The organism is Paraburkholderia phenoliruptrix (assembly GCF_019511605.1).
Taxonomy (GTDB): domain Bacteria; phylum Pseudomonadota; class Gammaproteobacteria; order Burkholderiales; family Burkholderiaceae; genus Paraburkholderia; species Paraburkholderia phenoliruptrix_A.
In genome coordinates this window covers 12531-36823 of record NZ_JAEUAV010000037.1, presented here as the reverse complement: position 1 = coordinate 36823, position 24293 = coordinate 12531, and the positions used below count along the sequence as shown (strand labels likewise).

23 protein-coding genes are annotated in these 24293 nt (G+C 61.0%); 13 read left to right on the top strand and 10 right to left on the bottom strand.

Annotated elements, in window-relative coordinates:
- Positions 1-26 precede the first annotated feature (26 nt).
- Together JNB89_RS29235 and JNB89_RS29230 are read left to right on the top strand one after the other, a co-directional pair.
- The gene (locus JNB89_RS29235; RefSeq protein WP_220364515.1) at positions 27-554 is read left to right on the top strand and encodes a hypothetical protein; all 528 of its coding nucleotides are present in this window, start codon (positions 27-29) and stop codon (positions 552-554) included.
- Positions 555-769: 215 nt separating this feature from the next.
- Positions 770-1522, top strand: a complete 753-nt coding sequence (locus JNB89_RS29230) for a hypothetical protein (RefSeq protein WP_220364514.1) — start codon at positions 770-772, stop codon at positions 1520-1522.
- A 193-nt stretch (positions 1523-1715) separates the two neighbouring features.
- Here the strand turns inward: JNB89_RS29230 and JNB89_RS29225 are convergent, their stop codons facing one another.
- Positions 1716-2483 (bottom strand): TerC family protein, encoded by a 768-nt coding sequence (locus JNB89_RS29225; RefSeq protein WP_220364513.1) that lies wholly within the window; start codon positions 2481-2483, stop codon positions 1716-1718.
- A 132-nt stretch (positions 2484-2615) separates the two neighbouring features.
- Here JNB89_RS29225 and JNB89_RS29220 point away from each other — a divergent pair, with 132 nt between their 5' ends.
- A complete protein-coding gene (locus tag JNB89_RS29220) occupies positions 2616-3497 on the top strand; it encodes a LysR family transcriptional regulator (protein WP_220364512.1) in 882 nt (293 codons plus the stop codon).
- On the opposite strand, the gene JNB89_RS29215 is transcribed toward JNB89_RS29220, so the two are convergent.
- The 5 genes from JNB89_RS29215 to JNB89_RS29195 form a co-directional block, all read right to left on the bottom strand.
- A complete protein-coding gene (locus tag JNB89_RS29215; protein WP_220364511.1) occupies positions 3470-3931 on the bottom strand; it encodes a TerB family tellurite resistance protein in 462 nt (153 codons plus the stop codon). The genes JNB89_RS29220 and JNB89_RS29215 overlap by 28 nt on opposite strands.
- Positions 3932-4129: 198 nt before the next feature.
- Positions 4130-5566: an aspartate aminotransferase family protein gene (locus JNB89_RS29210; protein WP_220364510.1), complete on the bottom strand. Its 1437-nt coding sequence runs from the start codon at positions 5564-5566 to the stop codon at positions 4130-4132.
- 25 nt (positions 5567-5591) lie between these two features.
- Positions 5592-6926, bottom strand: coding sequence for a glutamine synthetase family protein (locus JNB89_RS29205; protein WP_013339340.1), 1335 nt, complete (start codon positions 6924-6926; stop codon positions 5592-5594).
- A gap of 32 nt (positions 6927-6958) precedes the next feature.
- Positions 6959-7744 (bottom strand): gamma-glutamyl-gamma-aminobutyrate hydrolase family protein, encoded by a 786-nt coding sequence (locus JNB89_RS29200; protein ID WP_220364509.1) that lies wholly within the window; start codon positions 7742-7744, stop codon positions 6959-6961.
- Positions 7745-8716: 972 nt separating this feature from the next.
- Entirely contained in the window at positions 8717-10138 is a 1422-nt protein-coding gene (locus JNB89_RS29195; RefSeq protein ID WP_135895604.1) for a UbiA family prenyltransferase, read from the bottom strand.
- Positions 10139-10785: 647 nt separating this feature from the next.
- On the opposite strand from JNB89_RS29195, the gene JNB89_RS29190 reads away from it, so the two are divergent.
- Positions 10786-12396 (top strand): hypothetical protein, encoded by a 1611-nt coding sequence (locus JNB89_RS29190; protein WP_220364508.1) that lies wholly within the window; start codon positions 10786-10788, stop codon positions 12394-12396.
- 152 nt (positions 12397-12548) lie between these two features.
- Here JNB89_RS29190 and arcC read toward each other — a convergent pair whose 3' ends face one another.
- The 4 genes from arcC to arcD are packed head-to-tail and all read right to left on the bottom strand — an operon-like array spanning position 12549 to position 17233.
- Positions 12549-13454 carry a carbamate kinase gene (arcC, locus tag JNB89_RS29185; protein ID WP_220364507.1) on the bottom strand — a complete coding sequence of 302 codons (906 nt, stop codon included), beginning with the start codon at positions 13452-13454 and terminating at the stop codon, positions 12549-12551.
- Positions 13455-13463: 9 nt separating this feature from the next.
- Positions 13464-14462, bottom strand: a complete 999-nt coding sequence (argF, locus tag JNB89_RS29180) for an ornithine carbamoyltransferase (RefSeq protein WP_013339335.1) — start codon at positions 14460-14462, stop codon at positions 13464-13466.
- A gap of 46 nt (positions 14463-14508) precedes the next feature.
- Positions 14509-15726, bottom strand: coding sequence for an arginine deiminase (locus tag JNB89_RS29175; RefSeq protein WP_220364506.1), 1218 nt, complete (start codon positions 15724-15726; stop codon positions 14509-14511).
- Between the two features lie 25 nt (positions 15727-15751).
- Entirely contained in the window at positions 15752-17233 is a 1482-nt protein-coding gene (gene arcD, locus JNB89_RS29170) for an arginine-ornithine antiporter (protein ID WP_220364505.1), read from the bottom strand.
- Positions 17234-17476: 243 nt separating this feature from the next.
- Between arcD and atpD the strand changes: the two genes are divergently transcribed.
- Genes atpD through JNB89_RS29125 form a run of 9 tightly spaced genes read left to right on the top strand, consistent with a single transcriptional unit; the run spans position 17477 to position 24132 of the window.
- The gene (gene atpD, locus JNB89_RS29165) at positions 17477-18976 is read left to right on the top strand and encodes a F0F1 ATP synthase subunit beta (protein WP_222859098.1); all 1500 of its coding nucleotides are present in this window, start codon (positions 17477-17479) and stop codon (positions 18974-18976) included.
- On the top strand, positions 18973-19431 hold the full coding sequence (locus JNB89_RS29160) for a F0F1 ATP synthase subunit epsilon (RefSeq protein WP_135895573.1): 459 nt from the start codon (positions 18973-18975) through the stop codon (positions 19429-19431). The genes atpD and JNB89_RS29160 overlap by 4 nt, the downstream gene beginning before the upstream one ends.
- The gene (locus tag JNB89_RS29155) at positions 19428-19745 is read left to right on the top strand and encodes an AtpZ/AtpI family protein (RefSeq protein WP_135895574.1); all 318 of its coding nucleotides are present in this window, start codon (positions 19428-19430) and stop codon (positions 19743-19745) included. Before JNB89_RS29160 ends, JNB89_RS29155 begins: the two co-directional genes overlap by 4 nt.
- Positions 19738-20049 (top strand): ATP synthase subunit I, encoded by a 312-nt coding sequence (locus JNB89_RS29150; RefSeq protein ID WP_135895575.1) that lies wholly within the window; start codon positions 19738-19740, stop codon positions 20047-20049. Before JNB89_RS29155 ends, JNB89_RS29150 begins: the two co-directional genes overlap by 8 nt.
- The gene (locus tag JNB89_RS29145; protein ID WP_135895576.1) at positions 20046-20744 is read left to right on the top strand and encodes a F0F1 ATP synthase subunit A; all 699 of its coding nucleotides are present in this window, start codon (positions 20046-20048) and stop codon (positions 20742-20744) included. The genes JNB89_RS29150 and JNB89_RS29145 overlap by 4 nt, the downstream gene beginning before the upstream one ends.
- Positions 20737-20985 carry a F0F1 ATP synthase subunit C gene (locus tag JNB89_RS29140; RefSeq protein ID WP_013339327.1) on the top strand — a complete coding sequence of 83 codons (249 nt, stop codon included), beginning with the start codon at positions 20737-20739 and terminating at the stop codon, positions 20983-20985. Before JNB89_RS29145 ends, JNB89_RS29140 begins: the two co-directional genes overlap by 8 nt.
- A gap of 9 nt (positions 20986-20994) precedes the next feature.
- Positions 20995-21744: a F0F1 ATP synthase subunit delta gene (locus JNB89_RS29135; RefSeq protein ID WP_220364504.1), complete on the top strand. Its 750-nt coding sequence runs from the start codon at positions 20995-20997 to the stop codon at positions 21742-21744.
- Positions 21722-23284, top strand: coding sequence for a F0F1 ATP synthase subunit alpha (locus tag JNB89_RS29130; RefSeq protein ID WP_220364503.1), 1563 nt, complete (start codon positions 21722-21724; stop codon positions 23282-23284). Before JNB89_RS29135 ends, JNB89_RS29130 begins: the two co-directional genes overlap by 23 nt.
- Entirely contained in the window at positions 23281-24132 is an 852-nt protein-coding gene (locus tag JNB89_RS29125) for a F0F1 ATP synthase subunit gamma (protein ID WP_220364502.1), read from the top strand. Before JNB89_RS29130 ends, JNB89_RS29125 begins: the two co-directional genes overlap by 4 nt.
- The last annotated feature ends 161 nt before the right edge of the window (positions 24133-24293 follow it).

The following is a 24293-nucleotide window of genomic DNA, read 5'->3' as shown; positions in this document are numbered from 1 at the left end:
CGATTTTGAATGCGAGGAGACCCATCATGAGGGTACTGGGTAAATTCACGTTGCCGATCGTCGCTTGGGGCGTAACTGGATGCTCAGACGTCTTTCCAAATCAGTTTACCGAGCACTTCACGGCCACGAACACTATGCAGAGCGTCTCGAGCACTCCCGAAATGCCGCGCAATGGCATTGATCTGCTTGTCAGGGATGACGCCGAACCCGAGTGCAGACAACTTGCCGACCTTCACTTTCGTCTGCTCGGCACCTCGCGGTTCCGGTGGGCAGAGCTCAAATCGTGGCGCAGCGATGCGCTTGCCCAGGCGCGGGAAATCGGCGCCGAGGTAGTGGTCGTCAGTCGGCGGCCGGTGGGTACGGTGACCAATACCATTCGAATCCAGTATCCCGACAACCGGACGGAGCTGCAGAAAGTACTGAATCCGCACCCGCGGACCATGCTCGGCACGCCTCTTTACGACCAACCGGGTGGTCTCACGTCGTACCAGGCCAATACCGTACAGGTAATGGAATACAGCGCATATTTCTGGTTGAGGCCTTCGCAGAAGTAATGGTGTCGCCGGCGGGTGGGCACATTGCGACCGAGCCACCGGCGGCTTCATAAAAGTGGCAACCGCGCTGGGCTTGCCTCTGTAGTTGCTCCGTTCATGTTCCGCGTCGTCAGCGCATGACGGTCTCAGTGTCCTGGTGGTAGACATCAACCGGGTGCTCGCCTTAAGCGACAACTTCATGTGTATTCACGTGGATCTTTTAAGAACCTGACAAGATGAAAAAACTGCTGGTGATTGCTGTGCTCGCAATAACTCTTGGCGCTACCGGGACGGCATATGCGGCCCCCGAACTGGCGTTCTCGACGGATGACATCTATCTCGGTGTATCTGGTGCGCAGTCGTCAAAGCGCGACCCGACGCTGCTGATGAGAGACAGAGGCATTATCGGTGGCGGAGGGGAAATCCACTTTGGCCACTGGCTGCTGTCAGATAGTGGTGGGTTTCGTCTTGGAGCCGAAATGGAGAACATCAATACAATTCATCGCGGGACAGACAGCACGAAGCTGGACTTTGATGGGGTGAACAGTGCGAGTATCGCCGCCCGCCTGGCGCGTGACATTGGCAGGTTCCGGCTGTCGGCCCGTGTGGGCTTTGCCAGGTTCGGTGAGTATCAGCCTGCTTCGCCCGACCGTGTGGCGTATAGAAAGTACGTGGATGAAGAGGAAACGAAGAACAAGAGGAAATACGAGAACGAGCAAAAAAACAACAGCAATCCGCGCAATAGAATCTACAAGAAGAAAAACGAGGCAGAAGACGGTAGCTTCGGTCGATATGGCGAAGAAAGCTCAGCGCTTGGAGCATTAATAGGTGCAGATGTTGCTTATCGATTTACTGAGAACATTAGTGTTCATGCTGCATGGACCAAGCTTATTGGCGTACAACAGTACGTCTATGACGGTAGGAGCGTCGCTCCTGAGAATCGTAACTCCCCTAGTATTTTCTCGGTTGGCCTGGAGTACGACTTCTAGTGACTGCGAACACGCGCGTCGCGCCAGGTTCGAAAGATGGCGTTCGAAGGGGATGCCGGCGCCCCCGCCCGAGCTCGTGAGCCGAAGTTCCGACCACAGCGCCGGATTGCACCCCGTTAGCTCGTGGCAGGGACGGAAGGAACCTTGCACTCCTTTCAGACACGACAGGACCTTCCAGGCTGACGCAGCATCGTCAATTCCGGCTTTCAGTTGCCCGATGCGGCTTTGAGGTCGCTCTGCGGCGGGTCAACATGTTCATCGCTTCGACGAACGCGGAAAATGCCATCGCCACATAGATGTAAGCCTTCGGAACATGCGAGCCGAAGCCCTCGGCAATCAGCGTCATGCCGATCACCAGCAGGAAGCTCAATGCCAGCGTAACGATAGTCGGATTGCGGTCGATGAATTGCGACAGCGGGCGCGCGGCGAACAGCATTGCCATGACCGCGCTGATCACCGCAACGAACATGATCGGCACGTGGTCGGTCATGCCAACGGCCGTGATGATGCTGTCGACCGAGAACACGATATCGAGCAACAGGATCTGCCCGATCGCACCCGCCACCGTCAATTGCACGGTGCTGCTTGCGGTGCCGCGTTCCTCGTTGCCCGAGGCATGCACCACGTGATGATGCATTTCACGCGTCGCCTTCCACACCAGGAAGAGGCCGCCGCCGAGCAGAATCAGGTCGCGCCATGAGAATGCGTGGCCGAACAGCGCGATTGCAGGGGTGGTCAACTGCGCGATCCAGGCGACTGTGCCGAGAAGCCCGAGCCGCAACACCAGCGCGAGCATGATGCCAAGGCGCTGTGTGCGAGCGCGCTGTGCTCGAGGCAGCTTGTTGGTGAGGATCGAAATGAAGATGAGGTTGTCGATACCGAGCACGATTTCCATCACGACCAGCGTGAGTAGCGCTACCCATGCGGCGGGGTCGGCAGCGAGTGCGAGCAGAGTGTCCATGAGTTCGTGAGTGAATGGGTGGAGTAGATCAGGCAATAGCGGCCATGATCGCCGATGGCGTGCATCGCATAAACCAGTGTTAAGCTGACCGACGTTTCGATTTTTACGAACCTGATTTCGGTTGACCGCACCATGCTCAATTACCGGCACTTGTACTATTTCTGGATCGTCGTAAAAGAGGGCGGCTTTGCGCGCGCGGCCGAGCGGCTCGACATGGCGGTTCAGACCATCAGCGCGCAGGTGCGCGAGCTCGAAAAATCCATCGGGCGGCAGCTATTGAAACCGGCCGGTCGGGGCGTGACGATGACCGAGGCCGGCGAGGCGGCGTTCAGCCGCGCGGAGCAAATCTTCCAGCTCGGCGAGGCGCTGCTCGACGACATGCGCGAAGCGGGGGGCGAGGACGTGGCCCGGCTGGCGGTCGGTCTGTCTGACGGCATCTCGAAGCTTGCCGCTCACGCACTTCTTGCGCCAGTGCTCGGCACGCCGTCGCTCAGGCTGCTGTGCCACGAGGGTGAGCCTGCACAGTTGTTGTCCGAACTTGCACTGCATCGGCTCGATCTGGTCCTCGCATGCCAACCGGCACCACATAATTCCGATCTGCGCGTACTGAGCCAGCGACTCGTGGGCGCGCCGGTCGACTGGTATGGTCCAGCCGAGATCGTGCGCAAATCCGTGCGAGCGGGCTTTCCGCAGTGCCTCGCCGAGATTCCCGTGTTGTTGCCTACCCGGCATGCCGCGTTGCGCGGGCGGCTCGACCGCTGGTTCGATTCGCAGGGCATCCGGCCGCGCATTGTCGGCGAGTTCGAAGATAGCGCGCTGATGGCGGTTTTTGCCGCGCGCGGCCTCGGCGTTTTTCCACTCGCGGAACTCGGTGCCGAAGGTCTGTCGCTACTGCGCGGCTTGCGTCGGCTCGGTCGCGCGGAGGGCGTGATTGAAGAGATACACGCCATCCGCTCGCGCCGCGGCCAGCATCACGCGCTGGCGTCTCAGGTGCTCGCCACCGCACGCTCGTAGTCCCGCAACACATGTGACGGCAGTCCATGACGACTCGTGGCAGGCTTCAGTTCGTGTCCCCACGCGTCGAACACCGCGGCGAGCAGCGCGATTTCGCCGTCCGCGAGATAGTCGTCGGCGACGGTTACCGCGACGCATAGGCGAACGACCCTGCGGCGCAGCGTGGGGTCGTCGATTTCGTCGATCAGCGTGGCGAGCAGGGCCGTGTCGAGACAACCCATGGGAGGCGTGCACGACAGCTGCGCGATTGAGCGGTCCTCGCAAAGCGCCTGCACGATCTCGGCGAATTGCGCCGGCGCAAGTCCAAGTTCGCCGGCTATGTTCAGCTTTTCGAGCGCCCGCTCTTCCGAGCTGCATACGTAGCCGTCCGAGGTGAGGGCCAGCGCGACGATACGTGCTGCGGCTTCTTTACTGTTGCGCGGATAGGTTCGCATGATTCGGTCCTTTTGCGGACGATGTCCGTATTGAAGATAACCCAGTCTGCGGCAACGTTGGTATCGAATAAACCTGTTAATAGCGAAGCTAGACTTCGGAAAAAACGAATCTCTAGTTTGGGGGCGGACAGATGCTTGCCGAACAGCCGGCAACGCGCGCAATGCACCGCTGCACGCGTTGCCGGAGCGTGTGAACCGTTACAACATGCCGAGTTGTCGCGCAGTCGCGTCGACGGCCTTCTTTGCTTTCGCCACGATCTCGTCGATTTCCTGCCTGCTGATAACAAGCGGTGGAGACAGTAGCATACGGTCGCCTGTCGCGCGCATGATCAGATTGCCGTTGAAGCAGAAGTCGCGGCAAAGGATGCCGACGTCACCGCCATTCGCAAAGCGTTTGCGCGACGCAGGTTGTTGCGCGAGCTGAATTCCGGCGACCAGCCCGGCGCCGGCAATCTCGCCGACAATCGGATGATCCGCAAAGGCATCGCGCAGTTGCTTCTGGAAATACGGCCCTGTGTCCAGTCTGACTTGTTCGACGATTTTCTCATCTCGCAGCAACCTGAGATTCGCCACCGCCACGGCTGCCGCGACAGGGTGGCCGGAGTAGGTAAGGCCGTGATTGAATTCGCCATTGTCGATAATTGCGGTGGCGATACGATCGTGCAGGCCGACCGCGCCCATCGGTACATAGCCGCTCGTGAGCCCCTTCGCGAGCGTGATGAGATCGGGTTCGAAGCCGAAGTGCTGGTGAGCAAACCATTCTCCCGTGCGGCCAAAGCCGCCGATAACTTCATCGGCCACTAGCAAAACATTGTATTTACGGCAGATGCGCTGAATCTCCGGCCAGTATGTGGACGCCGGGAAGATAACGCCGCCCGCGCCCTGGAATGGTTCGCCAATGAACGCGGCGACGTTTTCGGCGCCTAATTCGAGGATTTTGGCTTCAAGTTGCTGCGCGCGAGCAAGGGCGAACTCTTCAGGCGTCTCGCCGCTTGCAGCTTCACCGAAGAAGTACGGCTGGTCGATATGGACGACATTCTCGACCTTTGATGGCATCTGCTCGTGCATATAGCCCATGCCCCCGAGCGTGCCGCCTGCGATCGTGGAGCCGTGGTAGCTGTTCCTGCGTGAAATCACCACCTTTTTCGAATGCTTGCCCTGGATGGCCCAATACTGATGGACGATGCGCAGCACCGTGTCGTTGCCTTCGGAACCGCTGTTGCAGTAGAAAAAGTGCTTGAACGGTTCGGGCGCAAGTTCGGCAAGCAGCGCCGAAAGTTCGATAATCGGCGGGTGAGTGGTCTTGAAGAAGGTGTTGTAGTAAGGCAATTCCTGCATCTGTCGGTAGGCTGCATCAGCCAGTTCCTTGCGGCCGTATCCGACGTTTACGCACCAGAGACCGGCCATGCCGTCGATGATCTTGTTGCCCTCCGAGTCCCACAGATAAACCCCGTGCGCTTTCACGATCACGCGGCTGCCGCTGCGATTGAGCGAGCCCATATCCGAAAAGGGATGGATGTGGTGCGCGGCGTCCAGTGCGCGGTATTCCGCGGTACTGCGTTGCGGTGCAGCCGCCGGGCTCGCGGCAGATTGCGCCGGCTGCACATAGGCGATTTCTTCCGTTTGGTAGCTCATTGTGTTCTCCAGGTCTCTGTTTGCATTAGACGTGCAGCAGTAAATGCCGGCGCTCCCACGAACTGATTACGCGGAAAAACGCCTCATATTCGGTCTCTTTCAAAGCGAGGTAGGCTCTCACGAATTTTTCGCCGAGTACTTCCGCAATGGGCTCGCATGCGCTCATCAGCGTGAGGCCTTCTTCCAGGTTGCGCGGCAATTGGTAGGGCAATTCATAGCCGTCGCTCAGCAGCGGTTCGGTTGCTTCAAGTCTTTGCGTGATGCCGAGATAACCGGCCGCGAGCGTTGCCGCAATCGCCAGATAGGGGTTGCAATCCACGCCTGGAATGCGATTTTCAATGCGCCGCGCGGCAGGCCCCGAATGCGGAATGCGAAAACCTACCGTGCGGTTGTCGTAGCCCCAGGCCACGTTGATGGGTGCAGCCATGAAGCGCGACAGCCGCCGATATGAGTTGATATACGGCGCGAAAATCGGCATCAACGCAGGCGTATATTTCTGCAAGCCAGCTATATAGCTTGTGAAGAGCGACGTCGGCTTGCCGTCGGCAGCGGTGAAGAGATTGTGGCCGGTCTCTTCGTCCACGAGACTCTGATGCATGTGCATGGCCGACCCCGGTTCGCCTTCCATTGGCTTGGCCATGAAAGTCGCGTACATCTTGTGGCGCAATGCGGCTTCACGCACCGTGCGCTTGAAAAGAAATACGCTGTCCGCGAGTTTCAGCGGATCGCCATGCATGAAGTTGATCTCCATCTGCGCGGCGCCCACCTCGTGAATCAGTGTATCGACCTCGAGTTCCTGCACCTCGCAGTACTCGTAGATGTCTTCGAAGAGCGGGTCGAACTCGTTCACGGCTTCTATCGAATACGACTGACGTCCGGTCTCAGGACGGCCGGTGCGGCCGATCGGCGGTTGCAGGGGCAGGTCGGGGTCCTTGTTCATATCGACCAGGTAGAACTCCAGTTCCGGCGCGATGACGGGCTTCCAACCCTTTGCACGGTACAACTCGAGCACGCGGCGCAACACGCGGCGTGGCGAAATCGCGACCGGCGTGCCGTCGAAATGCACGCAATCGTGAATGACCTGGGCAGTCGGGTCGACGGCCCACGGGATCATGCGGATCGTGGTGGAGTCGGGAACGCACACCATGTCCGGATCCGTAACGCCGGTTAGCGTACCGTCGTCCGGATAGTCGCCTGTGACGGTCTGAATCATCACGGCCTGCGGCAAGCGCATGGATTCGCCAGACTCGAACTTGCTGCGCGGAATGATTTTGCCGCGCGCAATCCCCGCCATGTCTGGAATGATTGCCTCTATTTCAGTGACGTGGTTCTTCTTCAGAAAATCGTCGATGTGATGCATGATCTTTCTCTCTCGTTGCAGTACTGTTCGGGTCAAGCAGTGGGGGATGTCACGAAATGGCCGGCCTTGTCGCGCATCCGTTCGCGGCAGGCATTGCCGAACGCACTAAAAATCGCGCTGGAGAGCGCATCGTCCGCATGCCTCCATTCCGGATGCCACTGCAAACCCAGTGCGAAACGGCGCGCGCTTCTGACGCTGACTGCTTCGATCAGCCCATCGGGCGCGCGCGCTTCAATTGCGAGGCCCGCGCCCAACCGCGCTATGCCCTGGCCGTGCAACGAGTTCACACGTGCTTGGTCTGCGCCCCCTGCTAGGCGTTGCAATAAACCGCCTCGGGTCAGCGAGATGCTGTGAGAGGGCGCATATTGCAGCTCGACGCTGTCTTCATTGTTCTCGCGATGGTCGTGCAAGCCGGGCACCGCATGAACGCTTTGATGCAACGTGCCGCCGAATACGACGTTCATTTCCTGAAACCCCCGGCAAATGGCGAGCACGGGTACGCCAGCCACGATCGCGGCCGGCAGCAGCGGCAGCGCGGTTGCGTCGCGAGCGGCGTCGTACACAGCGCCTGGTTCGTCGGGCTCACCACCGTAGCGATACGGCTCGACATTCGAGTAGCTGCCGGTGAAGAGCAGGCCGTCCACTGCGGCCAGCACGTCATCCGTCGGCTGACGCTCGCCGAGCGCAGGCACCAGCATGGCCAGCGCCTTTGCACCGTCTACGATCGCTGCAATGTATTTTTCGCCGACCACGTGAGATGGATGCTTTCCTATCGTCGTTCTATCGGCAATGATGCCGACCAGAGGTTTATTTCGCATAACGAACCGATGTGTTTGTTCAGCCGCAAACGCGGCAGGACGTTCTTTGAAATGGCGCGCTGAGCGTGCGAAGTGCGCGGCCGCACGCGCTGCGTCAGGCCACCGGGATAAGGCAGGAGGCCGCCGTCAACGGAACGCGCCGCGCGTCATGATTTGATGCGCAGTCCGATGCCGCCCGCGACGGCAGCCAAGCGGGCGCGCGCGTGCCAGACGGATCGATGTCAGGCAAATGCGCACGCGCGCCAGTCCTCGCGTGAGGCGAGTACGTTCTGGCAGTCGGGCGGATCGAACGGCAAACAGTAGGGAGGCGCTAGGGCAACAGCGAAGCGACTTCGTCTGTGCGCACCGCGATGAAGGCGCGCGCAGAAACAGAGTTGTGACGTCGAACTGAACGGCGGGACAGGATTGTGAAGACGGACAGAAAGCGGCGGAACGCAAGGCTGCCGCTGCTGCCGTTGGCGATGGCGCCGTCAGCGCGAGGACAGCTCGCCTGACTGCGGTTCCATCTCACCAAAGGGCCACGGACTCTCACGATGACACTCGATTAGCGACGTTGAACATGTTGAACCGGCTGCTGCACTTGCATGACGCATGCACACAAGCAGTCGGTCTGGATGATCGTGTTATCCGCTGCGAACCGGGTTCGCTACGCCGCAAAACGTGATGCGTGTTTTCGTTTCGACGCCGGTTTCACGATCGCCTGTTAACCAGCATATACGAGTCGGTCATGGCGTCAAATTGTTTTGTGAGCGGAAATCGCTGCGGGCCTTCCCGAAGGCGTGTGACTGCCAGTTTGCACACGTGGCCGAGGTTTGCATAATGCATGGTTCGGGGGTTTTCGTATTGTCTGCCCTCGGAAAATTCCGGCTGTCATGGCATTGCCGTAAGCCTTTGATTTCTCGGGAAACATTGATTTAATTCCGCGAAAATCCCGATTGTCTGGGGCTTGCAATCTGGTTAAGTGGTCTGCTTTCAGGTCGCAACGACCACGGTCAAGACACACAAAAGGATAATGAACAGGCTTCCGCGGTTTTTGATAGCGAAGACGATGGGGTCATCATTCATCTGTCCCCTGAAGGCGACCATCCACATGCGGCTGATCCAATAAAGCAGCAGGGCAAACAGAACCCACAGCCAGTGAGGGTGCTGATACAGCACGGGCACACCATCGGAGTGCATGTAAAGCGCAAGCACTAGCACCGCAACGTATCCGGCAGCCGTTCCGAACGACCGCACGATGCTCATATCGTCAGCCAGATAGCCTCGGCCCGCTGCGGCGATCTGGCCCTCGCGCCGGACCTTGTCGAGTTCCGTATAGCGCTTGACCATCGCGAGACTGAGAAAAATCATGACCGAGAACATGATCAGCCAGTCGGAAAGCACAATGTCGGCGGCGGCTCCGCCGGCGACAATACGCGCCGTATAGAGCGCGGCGAGCACGAACACGTCAATCAACATCATTCGCTTCAGGCGAAAGGAATAGGCCAGCGTCATCGCGACGTAGCCCGTCAGCACGAGTTGAAACGCAGGCGTCAACATGACGGCAAGGCTCGCCGAGACGGATAACAGCACGAGCATCAGGATGATGCCTGCGAGAAGCGGCAGTTCACCCGATGCAAACGGGCGAGCGCGCTTTCGGCTGTGTCGCCTGTCTGCGTCAAGATCGAGCATGTCGTTCAACAAGTACACTGACGACGCGCAAAGGCAGAACGAGAGGAATGCGATGCCCTCGTCGATGAGAGTGCCCACCTGGGTGAAACGGTGAGACGCGAGCAGTGGCACAAAGATCAGGAGATTCTTGACCCACTGATACACCCGCATTTCCCTAAGCGCGAGCCGAAAAAACGGACGCGACTCCTCGAAAAAGACCGTCGTTTGGTTTTCCTTTTTGGCCGCCGCCTCGATGCTCTTGCTTCCTACCACAATCGCCTGTCGCGCGAGTTTCCAGACCGGAATATCGGCGCGCGCATTACCGCAGTAATCGAAACCCTGTACGCCAAACGCCGAGGACAATGCCTGCGCCTTGTGCACGCCGGAAAGGTTGTGCGAGGCGTCGCTTGCCATTACGCCTTTGAAGAATCCGAAGTGCGAAGCAACCTGATCGGCATACCGGTGATCACCGGCGGTACACAGGTATAAATCGCGGCCGCTGGACCGTTCGTGTCGCAAGAAATCGACGAGGCGGGCGTTGTACGGAAGCAGAGAAACGTCAATTGCGACGCGCGCAGCGATCTGGGCTTTCAGATACCCTTTGCCGCGCAATATCCACGCTACGCAAAGGAACGCGTAGAGAGGGTTCTTCTTGATCAGTACAAGGAACGACTCGATCAGAATGTCGCTATGGGTCAATGTGCCATCGAGATCCACACATAGAGGGACAGTTGCACCAGCCATCATTAGCCTCAACGGTTGCCGACGGAAGTTCATGTGCTGCGGCCCTGGCGCACAGAGTGAAAATCATGCGTCGCGACGCGCGATATTCAAGCTAGCACAGGTTTTCTTAATGAACAGTGGACGGGTGTTGATTGGCGCGGCGAAAGGAAATCGTGGCTGATTTCGCCAGAAGTGCAGTAAAAGGCTGATTAATGGCTTTCCAACAGACGTCCATCTAGAGATGACAAAAGTTAGGTTTCTTATCTATTTGTCGCGTCGCTCGGCTTGCAAGCGGGCTACTATGAATCGAACTGTAGATCGTGTGGACAACGATCAAAAGAATTCCTCCGATTTCATCATGCTTTCAAAACAAAGCGGAAGCACTCTAAAGCAGATCGCGAGAGTGATAGGACGTTGTGGTTTCTTCATACACGCGCCATGCGGTTAATGCTTCCGGTGGAATGGCTTTCGGTGCCTCCCTCCAACGGCCAGTATCAATAGAAGGAAGTTCGCTCATTGTGAACGCGCACGACATTCGAACCTCATCCACGAAGGACTCAAAAGAACGCGTCTTGCGGCTCACCCATCGAAGTTCTGCACGAGGGAATCGGCGTTCCGGCCGATCTGGCGAGGTGTACGAACGTCCTTTACCAGCAGGAGGGCCATTCATGTCGACATCAATGAGAAACGCCATTGAACAGATTTTGTGGCCCCGATTCTGCGATCATGTTCTCGTATTCGTGTTTGCTTCCTCTCTGTATGGTGCCGTGCTGTACAACACCGGTTGGCATGCGCCGTACTGGCAGGCGGTTCTCGGGCTGGTTATTCTGGCGGCAATCGCGTCCTATGGCTATATTACAGGCGCCGACTGGCGCACGGCTCTGCTGGCGATAGCATTTATCGCCGTCGTGCTATTCGCCTGTGGATTCCTGCGAGAGTTCAGTTACGACGGCTTGAACTACCATAGCGCCGTCCCTCTCACACTGGATCAGCGCAACAGCGGGCTAACAGGCGCCTCCGAGATAGGCGGAATGTTCTGGGCAGAGCACTATCCGAAAGCTTTCGAATTCTTCGCCTATACTGCCCGCGTTCTGACTTCCCGCTTTAATAGCGGAAAATCCTTCACTTTCCTGCTGAGCGTTCCTGCGCTGGTTTGCCTGATGGAAGTGTTCCGAAGCGCAGGGCACTCGGTAAAGACGGCATTCGCCGCGGCGATAGCGTGCGTCTACAGTCCCGTCGCGTTAGGACAGATCACTACGCTTTATGTCGATGCAGCGCATTATTATTGCTGGACCATCTTCTCGGTTCCGCTCATATTCGCCGTCGCGAACAGGCCCTATTCGGCGATCCAGTTAGGTACCGCACTTGCGCTTCTCATTGGTTCAAAAATGACTGGTGCTGTGTTCGCTGGCGTTTCCATACTGGTTGTTGTTGGTGTGGCACTGGTGGAACAGGAGAGAAATGGATTTCTGCGCCGACAATGGAAAGTGCTCGCTCAGATCGCTGTCTGGTCCGTCGTGGCCGTCACGATTCTCGGCTATTCTCCTTACCTGCAGAATGTATTCGCAGGCAGACACGTCTTCTATCCGGTTCTTGGCAAGGACAGAATAGACATCATATCGAGCCAGGCGTCGCCACATTTTCTAGGCATGAATCCGTTGCACCGGCTTCTTTTGTCTTACTTATCCATACCGAGTAACTGCACTTCTTGCGCTGCGGCGGAGCCGGTCTTCGCGCCCTCGATGGACCATCTACGCGATGCATTTATCGCTCTGCACACCGCCGATACCCGCTTCGCCGGATTTGGTCCGTTCTTTGGCGCAATGCTAGTACTTGGCGTTATCGCGGCGCCAGGCAACAAGAAAGGCGCGAGCATTGCAAAAGTCTATCTGCTCGCCACGCTGGCAATCGTGCTGGTACATCCTCAATCATGGTGGGCGCGCTATGTTCCCATGCTTTACGCGGCTCCTTTCCTCAGTTCTGCCGCTTTCTCCAACAGCCGAAAACTCTTCCACTCGATAATTGTTCTGGCGCTGCTCAACTCGCTCCTGGCGGCAGGCAGTGTGACAGGCTACATGGTATTGAAGCAGACCCACTATAGAAATACCTTGGACTCAGTCCGCTACACGTGCGGTCAACGGCCGCTTGCCTTGTCTGCTTCAAAAATGAACTGGCAGTTTGACTTGCGCGACGACAATTTCAATATCGCGACAAACGGTACGCCTTCGTTGAATGGATGCGGTGTCAACTTCGATCAATTGATGATCATGAAGAGGTAGACAGTTTGGGCCATATAGCATCGTCCGCCAGCATTTGAAGCTTTGGTAGTGAAAAATGAGAGCTTCGTGAAGCTCGTTTCCGCGCGTGCGTGCTGCCCGCGACCGCTCCATGGCGAAAAGAGCAGCGGCGTCGTTGCGGTTTCCGCGCTACTTCACGTGATCTGAGTGCCCGCCGTTCCTGCCGCCATAGCCTCGATATGTTCAAGGGAACCGATTACCGCACGTTTTCCCATCCGCGTGACAAAGTCGCACGCCGCTTCCACCTTGGGTCCCATCGATCCGGCCGGAAATTTCAAGGCCCGTAGCTCGGCGACCGAAGCGGTGCGCAACACGCGCTCGTGCGGCGTGCGCCAGTCCGCATAGACGGCCTCCACGTCGGTGGCGATCAGCAGCACATCGGCGTTCAACTGGGCAGCGAGCAGGGCGCTACACAGGTCCTTGTCGATGACAGCTTCTACTCCGGTTCGCGTTCGTCCGTCTGCGGCCAGCGTCACCGGAATGCCTCCTCCGCCGGCTGCAATCACAATGACATCGTGCTCGAGAAGCCATTGCACCGGCTTCACTGCTGCAATACGCTGCGGCTTCGGCGAGGCCACCACGCGTCTGAAACCGCTGCCGTCCGCAGCGATGTGCCAGCCGTTACGCTCTGCCAGCAGTTGCGCCTCGGCTTCGGTATAGACGGGCCCAATCGGCTTGGTTGGATGAGCGAAAGCGGGATCGCGGGCATCCACTTCGACGCGCGTGAGCAGCGTGGCTACCTGCCGGGCAGCCGGCAATGCGTTCGCCAGCTCCTGCTCGAGCAGATAGCCGATCATGCCTTCCGACTCGGCATCGAGCACGTCGAGCGGCGCCACGTCTTTCGCACCCCCTGCGGCTGCCTGCATTGCAAGCAGGCCGACTTGAGGACCGTTGCCGTGGGCAATGACCAACTGGTTGTGATCCGCGAGCGTCGCTATCTGCGCTGCTGCCCGACGAATATTGGCGATCTGGTGCGCCATCGTCATCGGTTCGCCGCGGCGAAGAAGCGCGTTGCCGCCCAGCGCTATCAGGATACGCATGCCAAACCCCTACGCAAGGGTCGCCACAAGCACTGCCTTGATGGTATGCATGCGGTTTTCGGCCTGGGAAAAGACGATCGAGGCGTTGGACTCGAACACTTCGTCGCTGACCTCGAGTTCGGACAGGCCGAAGCGCTCGTGAATCATGCGCCCGGTGTCCGTCTCCAGGTTGTGATACGCCGGAAGACAATGCATGAAGCGTGTACGCGGCTTGCCCGTTGCTTTCATCAGCCTGGCGTTGACCTGATAGGGCAACAGCAAGTCGATGCGCGGCCCCCACGCGTCGACCGGCTCGCCCATCGACACCCACACATCGGTATAGAGGAAATCAGCGCCGCTCACCGCCTCATACGGGTCCTCGATAATCGTTACCTTAGCGCCGGTGCGTTCGGCCAGGTGCCGCATCTGCTGCACCAGTTCGTCGTGCGGCCACAATTCGCGCGGCGCCGCGATGCGCACGTCCATCCCCATCTGCACGCCGCCGATCAACAGAGAATTACCCATGTTAAAGCGCGCATCGCCAAGGTAGCAGAACGACAGTTCGTGGAGCGGCTTTTCGCCGAATTCGCGCATGGTTAGCAGATCGGCGAGCACCTGTGTCGGGTGAAACTCGTCTGTCAACCCATTCCAGACCGGCACGTGCGAATAGGTCGCCAGATCTTCCACCACGCTTTGGTGAAAGCCGCGATATTCGATCCCGTCGTACAGGCGCCCGAGCACGCGCGCCGTGTCCTTGAGCGACTCCTTACGGCCGAGCTGCGAACTGGATGAGTCGATGTACGTGACGTGCCCACCCTGGTCATGCACGGCAACCTCGAATGCGCAGCGCGTGCGCGTCGAGGTTTTTTCGAAGATCAAGGCCACGTTCTTGCCGCTTAGCCGTGGCACTTCGTTGCCGGCGTATTTGGCACGTTTGAGTTCTGCGGCAAGGTCGAGCAGAAAGCGGATGTCGCGTGGGGTGAAGTCCTGCATGTTGAGCAGGCTGCGATTGCGAAGATTGAATGCCATGCGCGAGTTCTCCTGAAGTTTGACTAAATGCGGCGTGCGCGTGGCGTCAGACCGGCGCGCGTTCAATGGGGCAGGTCATGCAGTGGCCGCCGCCGCGCCCGCGGCCGAGTTCGGCGCTCGGAATGGTGATCACCTCCACGCCCGCCTTGCGCAGCAGCGTGTTGGTGTACACATTGCGGTTGTACGCAGCGACCACGCCCGGTGCGAGCGCGATCACGTTGTTGCCGTCGTCCCATTGCTCGCGCTCGGACTCCCATGTGTCGCCACCGGTGGCGACAGTGCGCAACGCCGCGATGCCGAGCGCTTTGGCCACGACTTCCAGGAACGGTGCTTTCTCGGGGCGCACGTCGAGCTGACCGGGCAGGCGGCCAGGGCGCAGGCTCGTGCAGCGAATGGCATCGACGACTTCAGGAAAGATGGTCACGAGGTCGCGGTCGCAGAACGTGAACACCGTGTCCAGATGCATTGCACCGCGTGAGCGCGGCAGCTGCGCGGCAATGACCTGCTTGACCGACTCGCGGGCGAACAATGCGCGCGCAAGCTGTGCGACGCCTTGCGGCGAGCTTCGCTCGCCCATGCCGATCAGTACGACGTCGCGCGACAGCGGCATCACGTCGCCACCCTCCAGCGTCGCGCCGCCGTGGTCCACGTCGGGATCGCCCCACCAGATGCGCGTGCCGCCGCTGAAAAGCGGATGGAAGCGGTAGATCGCCGCGCACAAAAGCGTCTCCTCGCGCCGCGCGGGCCAGTACATCGAGCCGAGCACGAGGCCGTCGTTGATCCAGCAACTGCTGTCGCGCGTAAAAAGCGTGTTGGGCAGTGGTGCAAGGATGAAGCCCGACGCAGGCGTGCATTGCGCAAGCAGGCCATCGGGCTCGAATGGCAGTTCCGCGCGCACCACGCCGCCGATCAGCCGCTCGGCAAGCTCCGCGGCCGGCATCTGCGCGAGCCACGTCTTCAATTGGGAAGCGAGCTCTGCGTCGACGGTGCCCCGCGCAAGCTTGCGCTCCAATACCCATTCGCGCGCTTCCCGTCCATGCAAAATGTCGGCGAGCAGATCGTGCATGTCGAACACTTCGACGCCGTGCTCTTGCATCGTGCTCACGAACGCGTAATGATCGGTCTTTGCCTGCGAGACCCAGAGTACGTCGTCGAACAGCAGGTCGCGGCAATTGGCGGGAGTCAGGCGCGACTGCGCAAGGCCCGGGCGGCAGACCATTACTTTGCGCAGCGCGCCGATTTCGGAATAAACGCCGAATGTCATTGTAGTTCTCCTGAAGAGTCTCGGATTACAGGCCAATTGCACCTGTTGCCAGCAGCCAGCCCGCTACTGCTGCAAGCACGAGAAGCGCCGCGAGTATCACGAGTTCGAACGGCTTGAACAGACGCGCGCCGCGTTCGCGTTTGGCCCATCCATACAGGAGCACCCCGGGCGAGTAGAGCAGGGCCGAGAGCAGCAAATACTTCGGGCCTGCCGCGTACAGCAGCCAGCAGCAATAGACGGTAGCCGCTGCCCCGATCAGCATGTCGCGGGTTCGCACGCTTTGGTCTTGTGCGTAGCCTTCGCCGCGCATCGCAATGCGTGTCGCGTAAACCGCGGAGAACAGATAGGGGACGAGGATCATCGAGGTCGCGAGCGAGATCAGCGCCTGATACGTCGCACTCGAGACGAGCGTGATGACGAGAAACAGTTGCACGAGCCCGTTGGTGACCCACAGCGCGTTGGCGGGAACGCCACGACTGTTGGAACGCGCGAGAAACTTCGGCATGACGCCGCCGTTCGCCGGCGTGAAGAGCGTTTCGGCTGCGAGCAGCGTCCATGCGAGCAATGCGCCACCCACCGACACCAGCAGACCGAGACTGATCAGCACCGCGCCCCAGGCCCCGACCGCTCTTTGCAGCACGCCTGCCATCGACGGGTTTTTCATCGCGGCAAGTTCGCCTTGCGGGACGATGCCGAGCGACAGCAACGAAACCGCCATCAGCAGAAGCAGAACGACGCTGAAGCCGAGCAGGGTGGCACGGCCCACATCTTCGCGCCGCTGTGCTCGGGCCGAGAATACATTCGCGCCTTCAATGCCGATGAACACCCACACAGTGATAAGCATGGTGCTTTTGACCTGTGTGAACACGTTGCCGAGCTTTGCATTGCCCCAGAAATCCTGTGCGATCACATGGCTTCGGAAAGCCACTGCGGCGAGCACGATGAACAGCAGGAGCGGAATCACCTTGGCGATCGTGGTAATCGCATTGAGCACAGCAGCGCTTCGCACGCCGCGCAGGATCACGGCGTGCATGGTCCACAGCACGATGGACGCCCCCAACACGGCAGCAGACGTGTTGCCGTCGCCGAAGACGGGAAAGAAGTAGCCAAGGGTGCCGAACACGATCACCAGATAGCCGACGTTGCCGATCCACGCGCTGACCCAGTAGCCCCACGCCGAATTGAAGCCGAGGAAATCGCCGGCGCTCGCTTGCGCATAGGCGTAGATGCCGTTGTCGAGTTGCGGCTTGCGGGTGGTCAGCGTCTGATAGACGAACGCGAGCATCAGCATGCCTGCGCCTGTAATGAGCCAGCCGATCAGCACGGCGGCGGCGCCCGCGCCCGAGGCCATGTTTTGCGGCAGGGAAAACACGCCGCTGCCGATCATCGAGCCGATGACGAGCGCGGTGAGCAGACCGAGCCGCAGCTGCTTCACGCCAACGCTGCGAGCCGGCTCGGCTGGCTTCGCGGCAGACGATGCCGGTAATGAACCTGTCAGGTTTTTCATGTCGCACCTCACTCCGTTTTCGGATAAGAGGATTAGTACATCGCCGGGAGCCTCGTCGATTGATCTGGATCATTCGGGCCTGAGTGGGCTGCGCCGTCATCACGATGCCGTTGGCTGAACGTGCGCGCTCCTGGCAGGCCGCGAATTCGTGGCACCTATCGATAGGACAGTTGATGGAGATCAGTTCCTCCAGATGCTCGGGCGATATCTTCTGACTGTTCACGACCGACCGGGGGACCGGGTATGCCGACTGATGCAGATCACGTAGATCACGTAGATCACGCAGCGTCACAGCCAAAGCACAGCGCCACCACGCGCGAAGGCTACGTGGTTGCCATACGCGGGGCGATCGTCGACGTCGCATTCGGTGACGCGCCTCTGCCTGCGCTCGGAGAGGCGCTCGTCGTCAGGCCTGGCGATCTTGCGCCAGTGCTCGCCGAAGTAGAGGCGCATCTGAACGAGACGACGGTCCGCGCGCTGGCCTTGCAAACCACCGCCGGTTTGCGGCGCGGCATGCGAGTCGAGGCGCCTGGCGGCGCCATTGAAGCGCCGGTGGGCGAGGCAGTGCTCGGCAGGCTCATCGACGTGACGGGCACAGCGTGCGACGGCGGCGACGCACTGGACACGCAAGTCGAACGGCGGCCGATTCATCGTGCGGCGCCCCCGCTTAAGTCGCAGAAGGGCACTACCGTGCTGTTCTCAACAGGCATCAAGGTGATCGATCTGCTTACGCCACTGGCACAAGGCGGAAAGGCCGCGATGTTCGGCGGTGCCGGAGTCGGCAAGACCGTGCTGGTCATGGAACTGATCCACGCGATGGTCGAGCACTACGAGGGAATCTCGGTGTTCGCGGGCATCGGCGAGCGCTCGCGCGAAGGGCACGAAATGCTGCTCGACATGCGCACTTCCGGCGTACTGGCCCGCACCGTACTTGTGTACGGGCAGATGAACGAGCCGCCCGGCGCACGCTGGCGCGTTCCCTTCACTGCATTGACGATAGCCGAGTACTTCCGCGACGAGCGTCGTCAAAACGTGCTGCTGCTGATGGACAACGTCTTTCGCTTCGTGCAGGCGGGTGCGGAAGTGTCGGGGCTGCTCGGGCGCATGCCGTCGCGAGTGGGCTATCAGCCTACGCTCGCAAGTGAAGTCGCGCAGTTGCAGGAGCGCATCGTGTCAGTGGGCGGTGTGTCCGTCAGCGCGATAGAGGCGGTGTACGTGCCCGCCGACGACTTTACCGATCCGGCCGTGACCGCGATCGCCGCCCACCTCGACAGCAACGTCGTGCTGTCCCGCTCTATGGCGGCCGAAGGCATGTATCCGGCCGTCGATCCCATTGCGTCGTCGTCGATTCTGCTCGATCCGCTCGTGGTAGGCGACGAACACGCGGCGGTTGCTACCGAGGTGCGCCGCGTCATCGAGCATTACCGCGAACTGCAGGACGTGATCTCGCTGCTCGGCATCGAGGAACTGGGCGCGGAAGATCGCACGCTGGTGGGCCGGGCGCGACGCCTGCAGCGTTTTCTCACGCAGCCCTTTGCGGTCACGGAGGCTTTCACGGGCGTGCCCGGCCGCTCGGTTGCGCTGGCCGACACGATTGCCGGCTGCAAGGCGATTCTGGCCGGCGAATGCGATACCTGGCAGGAGAGCTCGCTCTACATGATCGGTACGCTGGACGAAGCCCGCAGCAAAGAAGAGGCGGCGACGCAGCAGACCGCTGCTGCCGCAACGGAGCAATCGGCATGAGCAGCAGCACGTTGCGGCTCACAATCGCCACGCCTTCGCGCGTGTGGTTCGACGGTGTGCAGATCGCTTCGCTGCGCGCCGAAGACGAAAGCGGTGCGTTCGGCATTCGCGCCGGTCATGCGGACTTCGTCACGCAACTTACGCCCTCGGTGGTCCGCTGGAGCGGCACGGACAACGTGGAGCACTACTGCGCGGTGAGTGGCGGTGTGCTGCTCGTGTCGGGCGGCACGCACCTGTCCATCGCCTGCCGCGAAGCAGTTCCGGGCGATGTGCTGAACGATCTCGCGGCCATCGTTCAAAGCCGCCACGCCGCCGAAGAGGAAGCGCTGCGGCGCGCGCGCGTCGACGAATTGCGCCTTCATGCGCGCGCCGTGCGTCAGATACTGCGCTACCTGCGGCCGCGCGCCGACGCAGGCAGCGCGCTGTCAACCGTTGCCGGCACGTCGCTGCCATGAATGAGCCGCGCCGCGACGAGCGGCACTCCCGCGATGACAGACTTGCCGACGCGGCGCGTGAAGCCGCGCGGCGCGCAGCGCACGCCCGTGAGGTCCCTGAACCGTCGCTTGGCAGCCGGCTTGGCCAGATCGGCATTCTCGGCTGGGCAATCGTGCTGCCGACACTGCTTGGGCTTGCTGCCGGGCGCTGGCTGGACCGTATCTTCGGCATGGGCGTGTTCTTCTCCGCGCCGTTGCTGATGGTGGGAGCAGCGCTCGGCTTCTGGTCCGCATGGAAATGGATGCATCGCGAACATGAGGAGCGCCGTGATTAATACGCTGAACACCTTGATCGTACCGCTCCCTTCGCTTGTGATTCAGAGCGCGGTTGGACTCGCGGCGGGCCTCGCGGCAGGCGCATGGCATTTCCTGTCATTGAAGTGGAACTGGCCTTTGTTTTCAGCAGGGAAATTTGCCGCGGCACTCGGGCTGCAGTGCGCGCGCATTGCGCTGACCTGCGCGTTGCTGCTGCTTCTCGCGCGAATGGGCATGCCCGCATTGCTTGCCGGAATGGCGGGCGTGCTGGTGGCACGCCGCATCGTGGTGCAGCATTACAGAGCTTGCAAAGGCGTGTCATGACCGAGTCACCGCTCACCGTCTCGCCGGTATTCCAGCTTGGCCCTGTCGTGATTACCGAACCGGTGCTCGCGACGTGGGCGATCATGGCCGTCGTGACGATTATTTCAATCGTGATGAGCCGGCAACTCTCGCTTGCCCCCGGCAGGATGCAGACCGCCCTCGAACTGCTCGTGGACACCATCGATCAGCAGATACGCGACACCATGCAAGCGGCACCGGGTCCTTATCGCGCGCTGATCGGCACGCTCTTCGTCTTCGTGCTGATCGCCAACTGGTGCGCGCTCGTTCCCGGCGTCACGCCACCTACCGCGCGCCTCGAGACCGACGCCGCGCTCGCGCTGGTCGTGCTTGGCGCGGCCGTCTTCCACGGCCTTCGCAGCCGGGGCTTGGCCGGCTATCTCGCGTCGTTCGCCGAACCGAGCTGGGTCATGATTCCGCTGAACGTCGTGGAGCAGATCACGCGCACGTTTTCGCTGGTGGTGCGCCTGTTCGGCAACGTAATGAGCGGTGTGTTCGTGATCGGCATTGTGCTGTCGCTCGCGGGGCTGCTCGTGCCGATTCCGCTGATGGCGCTCGATCTGCTCACAGGCGCCGTGCAGGCCTACATCTTCGCTGTTCTCTCCATGGTTTTTATCGGCGCCGCGATCGGCGAACCGCAACCCGCTAACGTCAAAGAGGCAAAGACTCATGAATAACCTTGTGCAGATTGTCAGCATCGTCGCGGCAGCGCTTGCCGTCTCGTTCGGCGCGATTGGGCCCGCCATCGCCGAAGGCCGCGCGGTCGCAGCGGCGATGGATGCGATCGCGCGTCAGCCGGATTCCGCCGGCACGGTGTCGCGAACGCTGTTCGTCGGTCTCGCGATGATCGAGACCATGGCAATCTATTGCCTTGTGATTGCACTGTTGCTGTTGTTCGCCAATCCGTTTGCGAAGTAGGTGGGCGCCATGAGAATCGACTGGTGGACCCTCGCGTTGCAAACCATCAATGCGTTGGTATTGATATGGCTGCTGGCGCGCTTCCTGTTCCGCCCCGTCGCGGACATCATCGCCGAACGCCAGAACACGGCGCGCACCCTTATCGCCGATGCCGGCGCTGCGAAGACCGCTGCACTTCACGAGCGCGACGAAGCGGCTCGCGAAACGCAGCGAATCGTGGCGGCCCGCGACGATGCACTCAAGGCCGTTGCCGCCGAGGTCGCGGCGCAGAAGCAGGCGCTTCTGGCCGCCGCGCGAGCCGATGCGCAGGCGTTGCGGGCGGCGGCCACAGACGAAGCGGCCGCTGCCCGTGCGCTCGAAGACAAACTCGCTGGCGAACGCGCGAGCCGGCTCGCCGTGGACATCGCGGCGAAACTGCTCGAAAGGCTGCCCGACAGCGTGCGCGTGACGGCCTTTATCGATGGTCTCGCGGCGGGAATCGGACAGCTTGCGCAGCCGGCGCGCGCCGCGCTCGCAGAAGACGGCGTCGCGCCGGTGCTGGCCGCGCCGCGCGCCTTGAGTGCACAGGAACAGGACACGTGCCGCGCAATGCTGGCTGCGTGTCTGCGGCGGGATGTGCCGCTTCGCTTCGAGGTCGACCCGCAACTTATCGCGGGCCTCGAACTGCGGTCCCCGCACGCCGTCGTGCGCAACAGCCTCGGCGCCGAACTTGCCAGAGTCAGGGAGGCGCTGCTCGATGACAGCCATGCTTCCCGCTGAGTCGTGCGACGACGCCTGGCTCGCGGCGCAACAGGCGGCGCTCGCCCGCGTGCAGACGGGGCCATATGCCGACACGCTCGGGCGCGTCGAACGTATCGGCGACGGCATTGCGTTCGTCTCGGGACTAAGCGATGCCGCGCTCAATGAACTGGTGCATTTCGACACCGGCGCAAGCGGCTTCGTGCATACGCTCGAAGCCGACCTCATAAGCGTGGTGCTACTGGACGATGCCGCCACGGTGGAAGCCGGCGCGTCGGTGACTCGTACCGGTTCGGTGCTCGAGGTTCCGGTGGGCGAGGCATTGCTCGGCCGTGTGATCGACCCGCTCGGCCGGCCGCTCGACCGCGACGAACCTGTGAGCGCGGCCGGTCGCATGCCGGTGGAGCGTGCGGCGCCCGCTATCGTCGATCGCGATCTGGTCAGCGAGCCTGTGGAGACCGGCGTGCTGATCGTCGACGCGCTTTTCGCCATCGGCCGCGGGCAGAGGGAACTCATCATAGGCGACCGGGCGACTGGCAAGAGTGCATTGGCAATTGATGCGATCGTCAACCAGAAGCACTCGGACATGATCTGCGTGTATGTGGCCATCGGCCAGCGCTCGACTGCCGTGCAGCGGGTGATCGAGGCCGTGCATCGCTATGGCGCGCCCGAACGCTGCGTGTTCGTCGTTGCCGCTGCGGCGTCGGCTGCGGGCTTGCAGTGGATTGCACCGTTTGCGGGCTTCACGATAGCCGAATACTTCAGAGACCGCGGGCAACATGCGCTGGTTGTCATTGACGATCTGACGAAACATGCCGCGACGCATCGCGAACTGGCGCTGCTCACACGCGAGCCGCCGGGCCGTGAAGCCTATCCAGGCGACATTTTTTACGTGCATGCACGGCTGCTCGAGCGCGCGGCAAAACTCTCCGCGAGCCTCGGCGGCGGTTCACTGACTGCATTGCCGATTGCGGAAACCGACATGGGCAACCTGTCAGCGTATATTCCGACCAATCTGATTTCGATTACCGACGGCCAGATCGTGCTGGACGCAGGGCTCTTCGCGGCAAACCAGCGTCCGGCCGTCGACGTCGGCCTGAGCGTCAGTCGGGTAGGGGGCAAGGCCCAGCATCATGCGTTGCGCGACGTGTCAGGACGATTGCGGCTCGATTACGCGCAGTTTCTCGAGCTCGAAATGTTCAGCAGGTTTGGTGGACTGACGGACTCGCATGTCGCCGGCAAGATTGCTCGCGGCGAGCGCATTCGTGCCTTGATCGCGCAGCCCCGCTTTGCGCCGCTCTCGACGCTCGACGAAATCGCGTTGCTCGCCGCACTTGCGCAAGGCGTGTTCGATGCAGCGCCGCCATCGGTCGCGGCGGCAGTGCGCGCGGAACTGGCCGCGCGGCTGCCGGGCGCGCAACTGGAAGGAGCCTATGACGATGCGTCGTTCGACGCGGCGACCCAGGCGAGACTCGTTGCGGCGGTGCGCGACATCGTGCAGCGTCTGTCACGGGGCAGCAGTCCCGGTATCGCTGCGGCCGGGCCGCGGAGCGAGCGATGAGCGGCAGGCTGGCGGAAATCGAAGCGCGCAACGCGACAGCGCGTCAGCTCGATGCGGTGATCGGCGCGATGCGCGGCATCGCAGCAGCCCGCTCGCGGGAGGCGCAACGGCGGCTGCCCGGCATACGTTCTTCCGCGGCAACCGTGGGCGCCGCAATCGGCGCGGTGCTCGCGCATGGAAGACCCGAGCCTGCGCTCCAGTCGCCACAGGATGTACGCGCGCGAATCGTGATCGCGCTTTGTTCGGAGCAGGGCTTCGTCGGTGCCTTCAATGAGCGGATACTCGACTATGTGCAGAGCCGCACCGCCCACGCGCAGTCGGAGTTGATGCTGGTCGGCACGCGCGGCGAGTTGCTGGCCAACGAGCGTCGTTGTGCGGTGGTCTGGAATTCACCCGCGGCTTCTCACGCAGACGACGTTTTGTCCCTGGCGGGCCGCATCACGGATGCGCTCTACCAGCGTCTCGCAACCCGGGCGATAGACAGTGTCTCTCTCGTGCACGCGCTGCCCGGTGGTGCGCTTTCAGGCGAGGTCGTCGAGCATCAACTGATTCCTTTTGACTTTTCACGGTTCAACGCGCACGAGCGCAGCTTGCCGCCACTGTTGAACCTCCCGGTCGAACGTCTACTTGCCGGGCTCGTTGAATCCTATGTGTTCGTTGAAATCTGCGAGGCGTTGATGCTCTCGTTCGCTGCTGAAAATGAAGCGCGGATGCGGGCGATGCTGGCCGCTCGTGCGAATGTGCGGGACAGGCTAGATGAACTGACGCAAAGCTATCGGAGGGTTCGCCAGGACGAGATCACCGACGACATCGTGGAACTGGCAGCGGGCGGGGCAGAGATACGCTAATGTCACAGCCAACACGCTAGTGTCACAGCGGACGGTGCAGGAGCCGTGAGACTGCGGGGCAGTTGCGGGCGATCTGGCGGACAAGCCAGGCGCCTGTCGTCGGGCGCCTGGTGTGTTCTGCCGCTGTTGCCGGTTTAGCGGCGCCTGCTTCGTGCGAAACG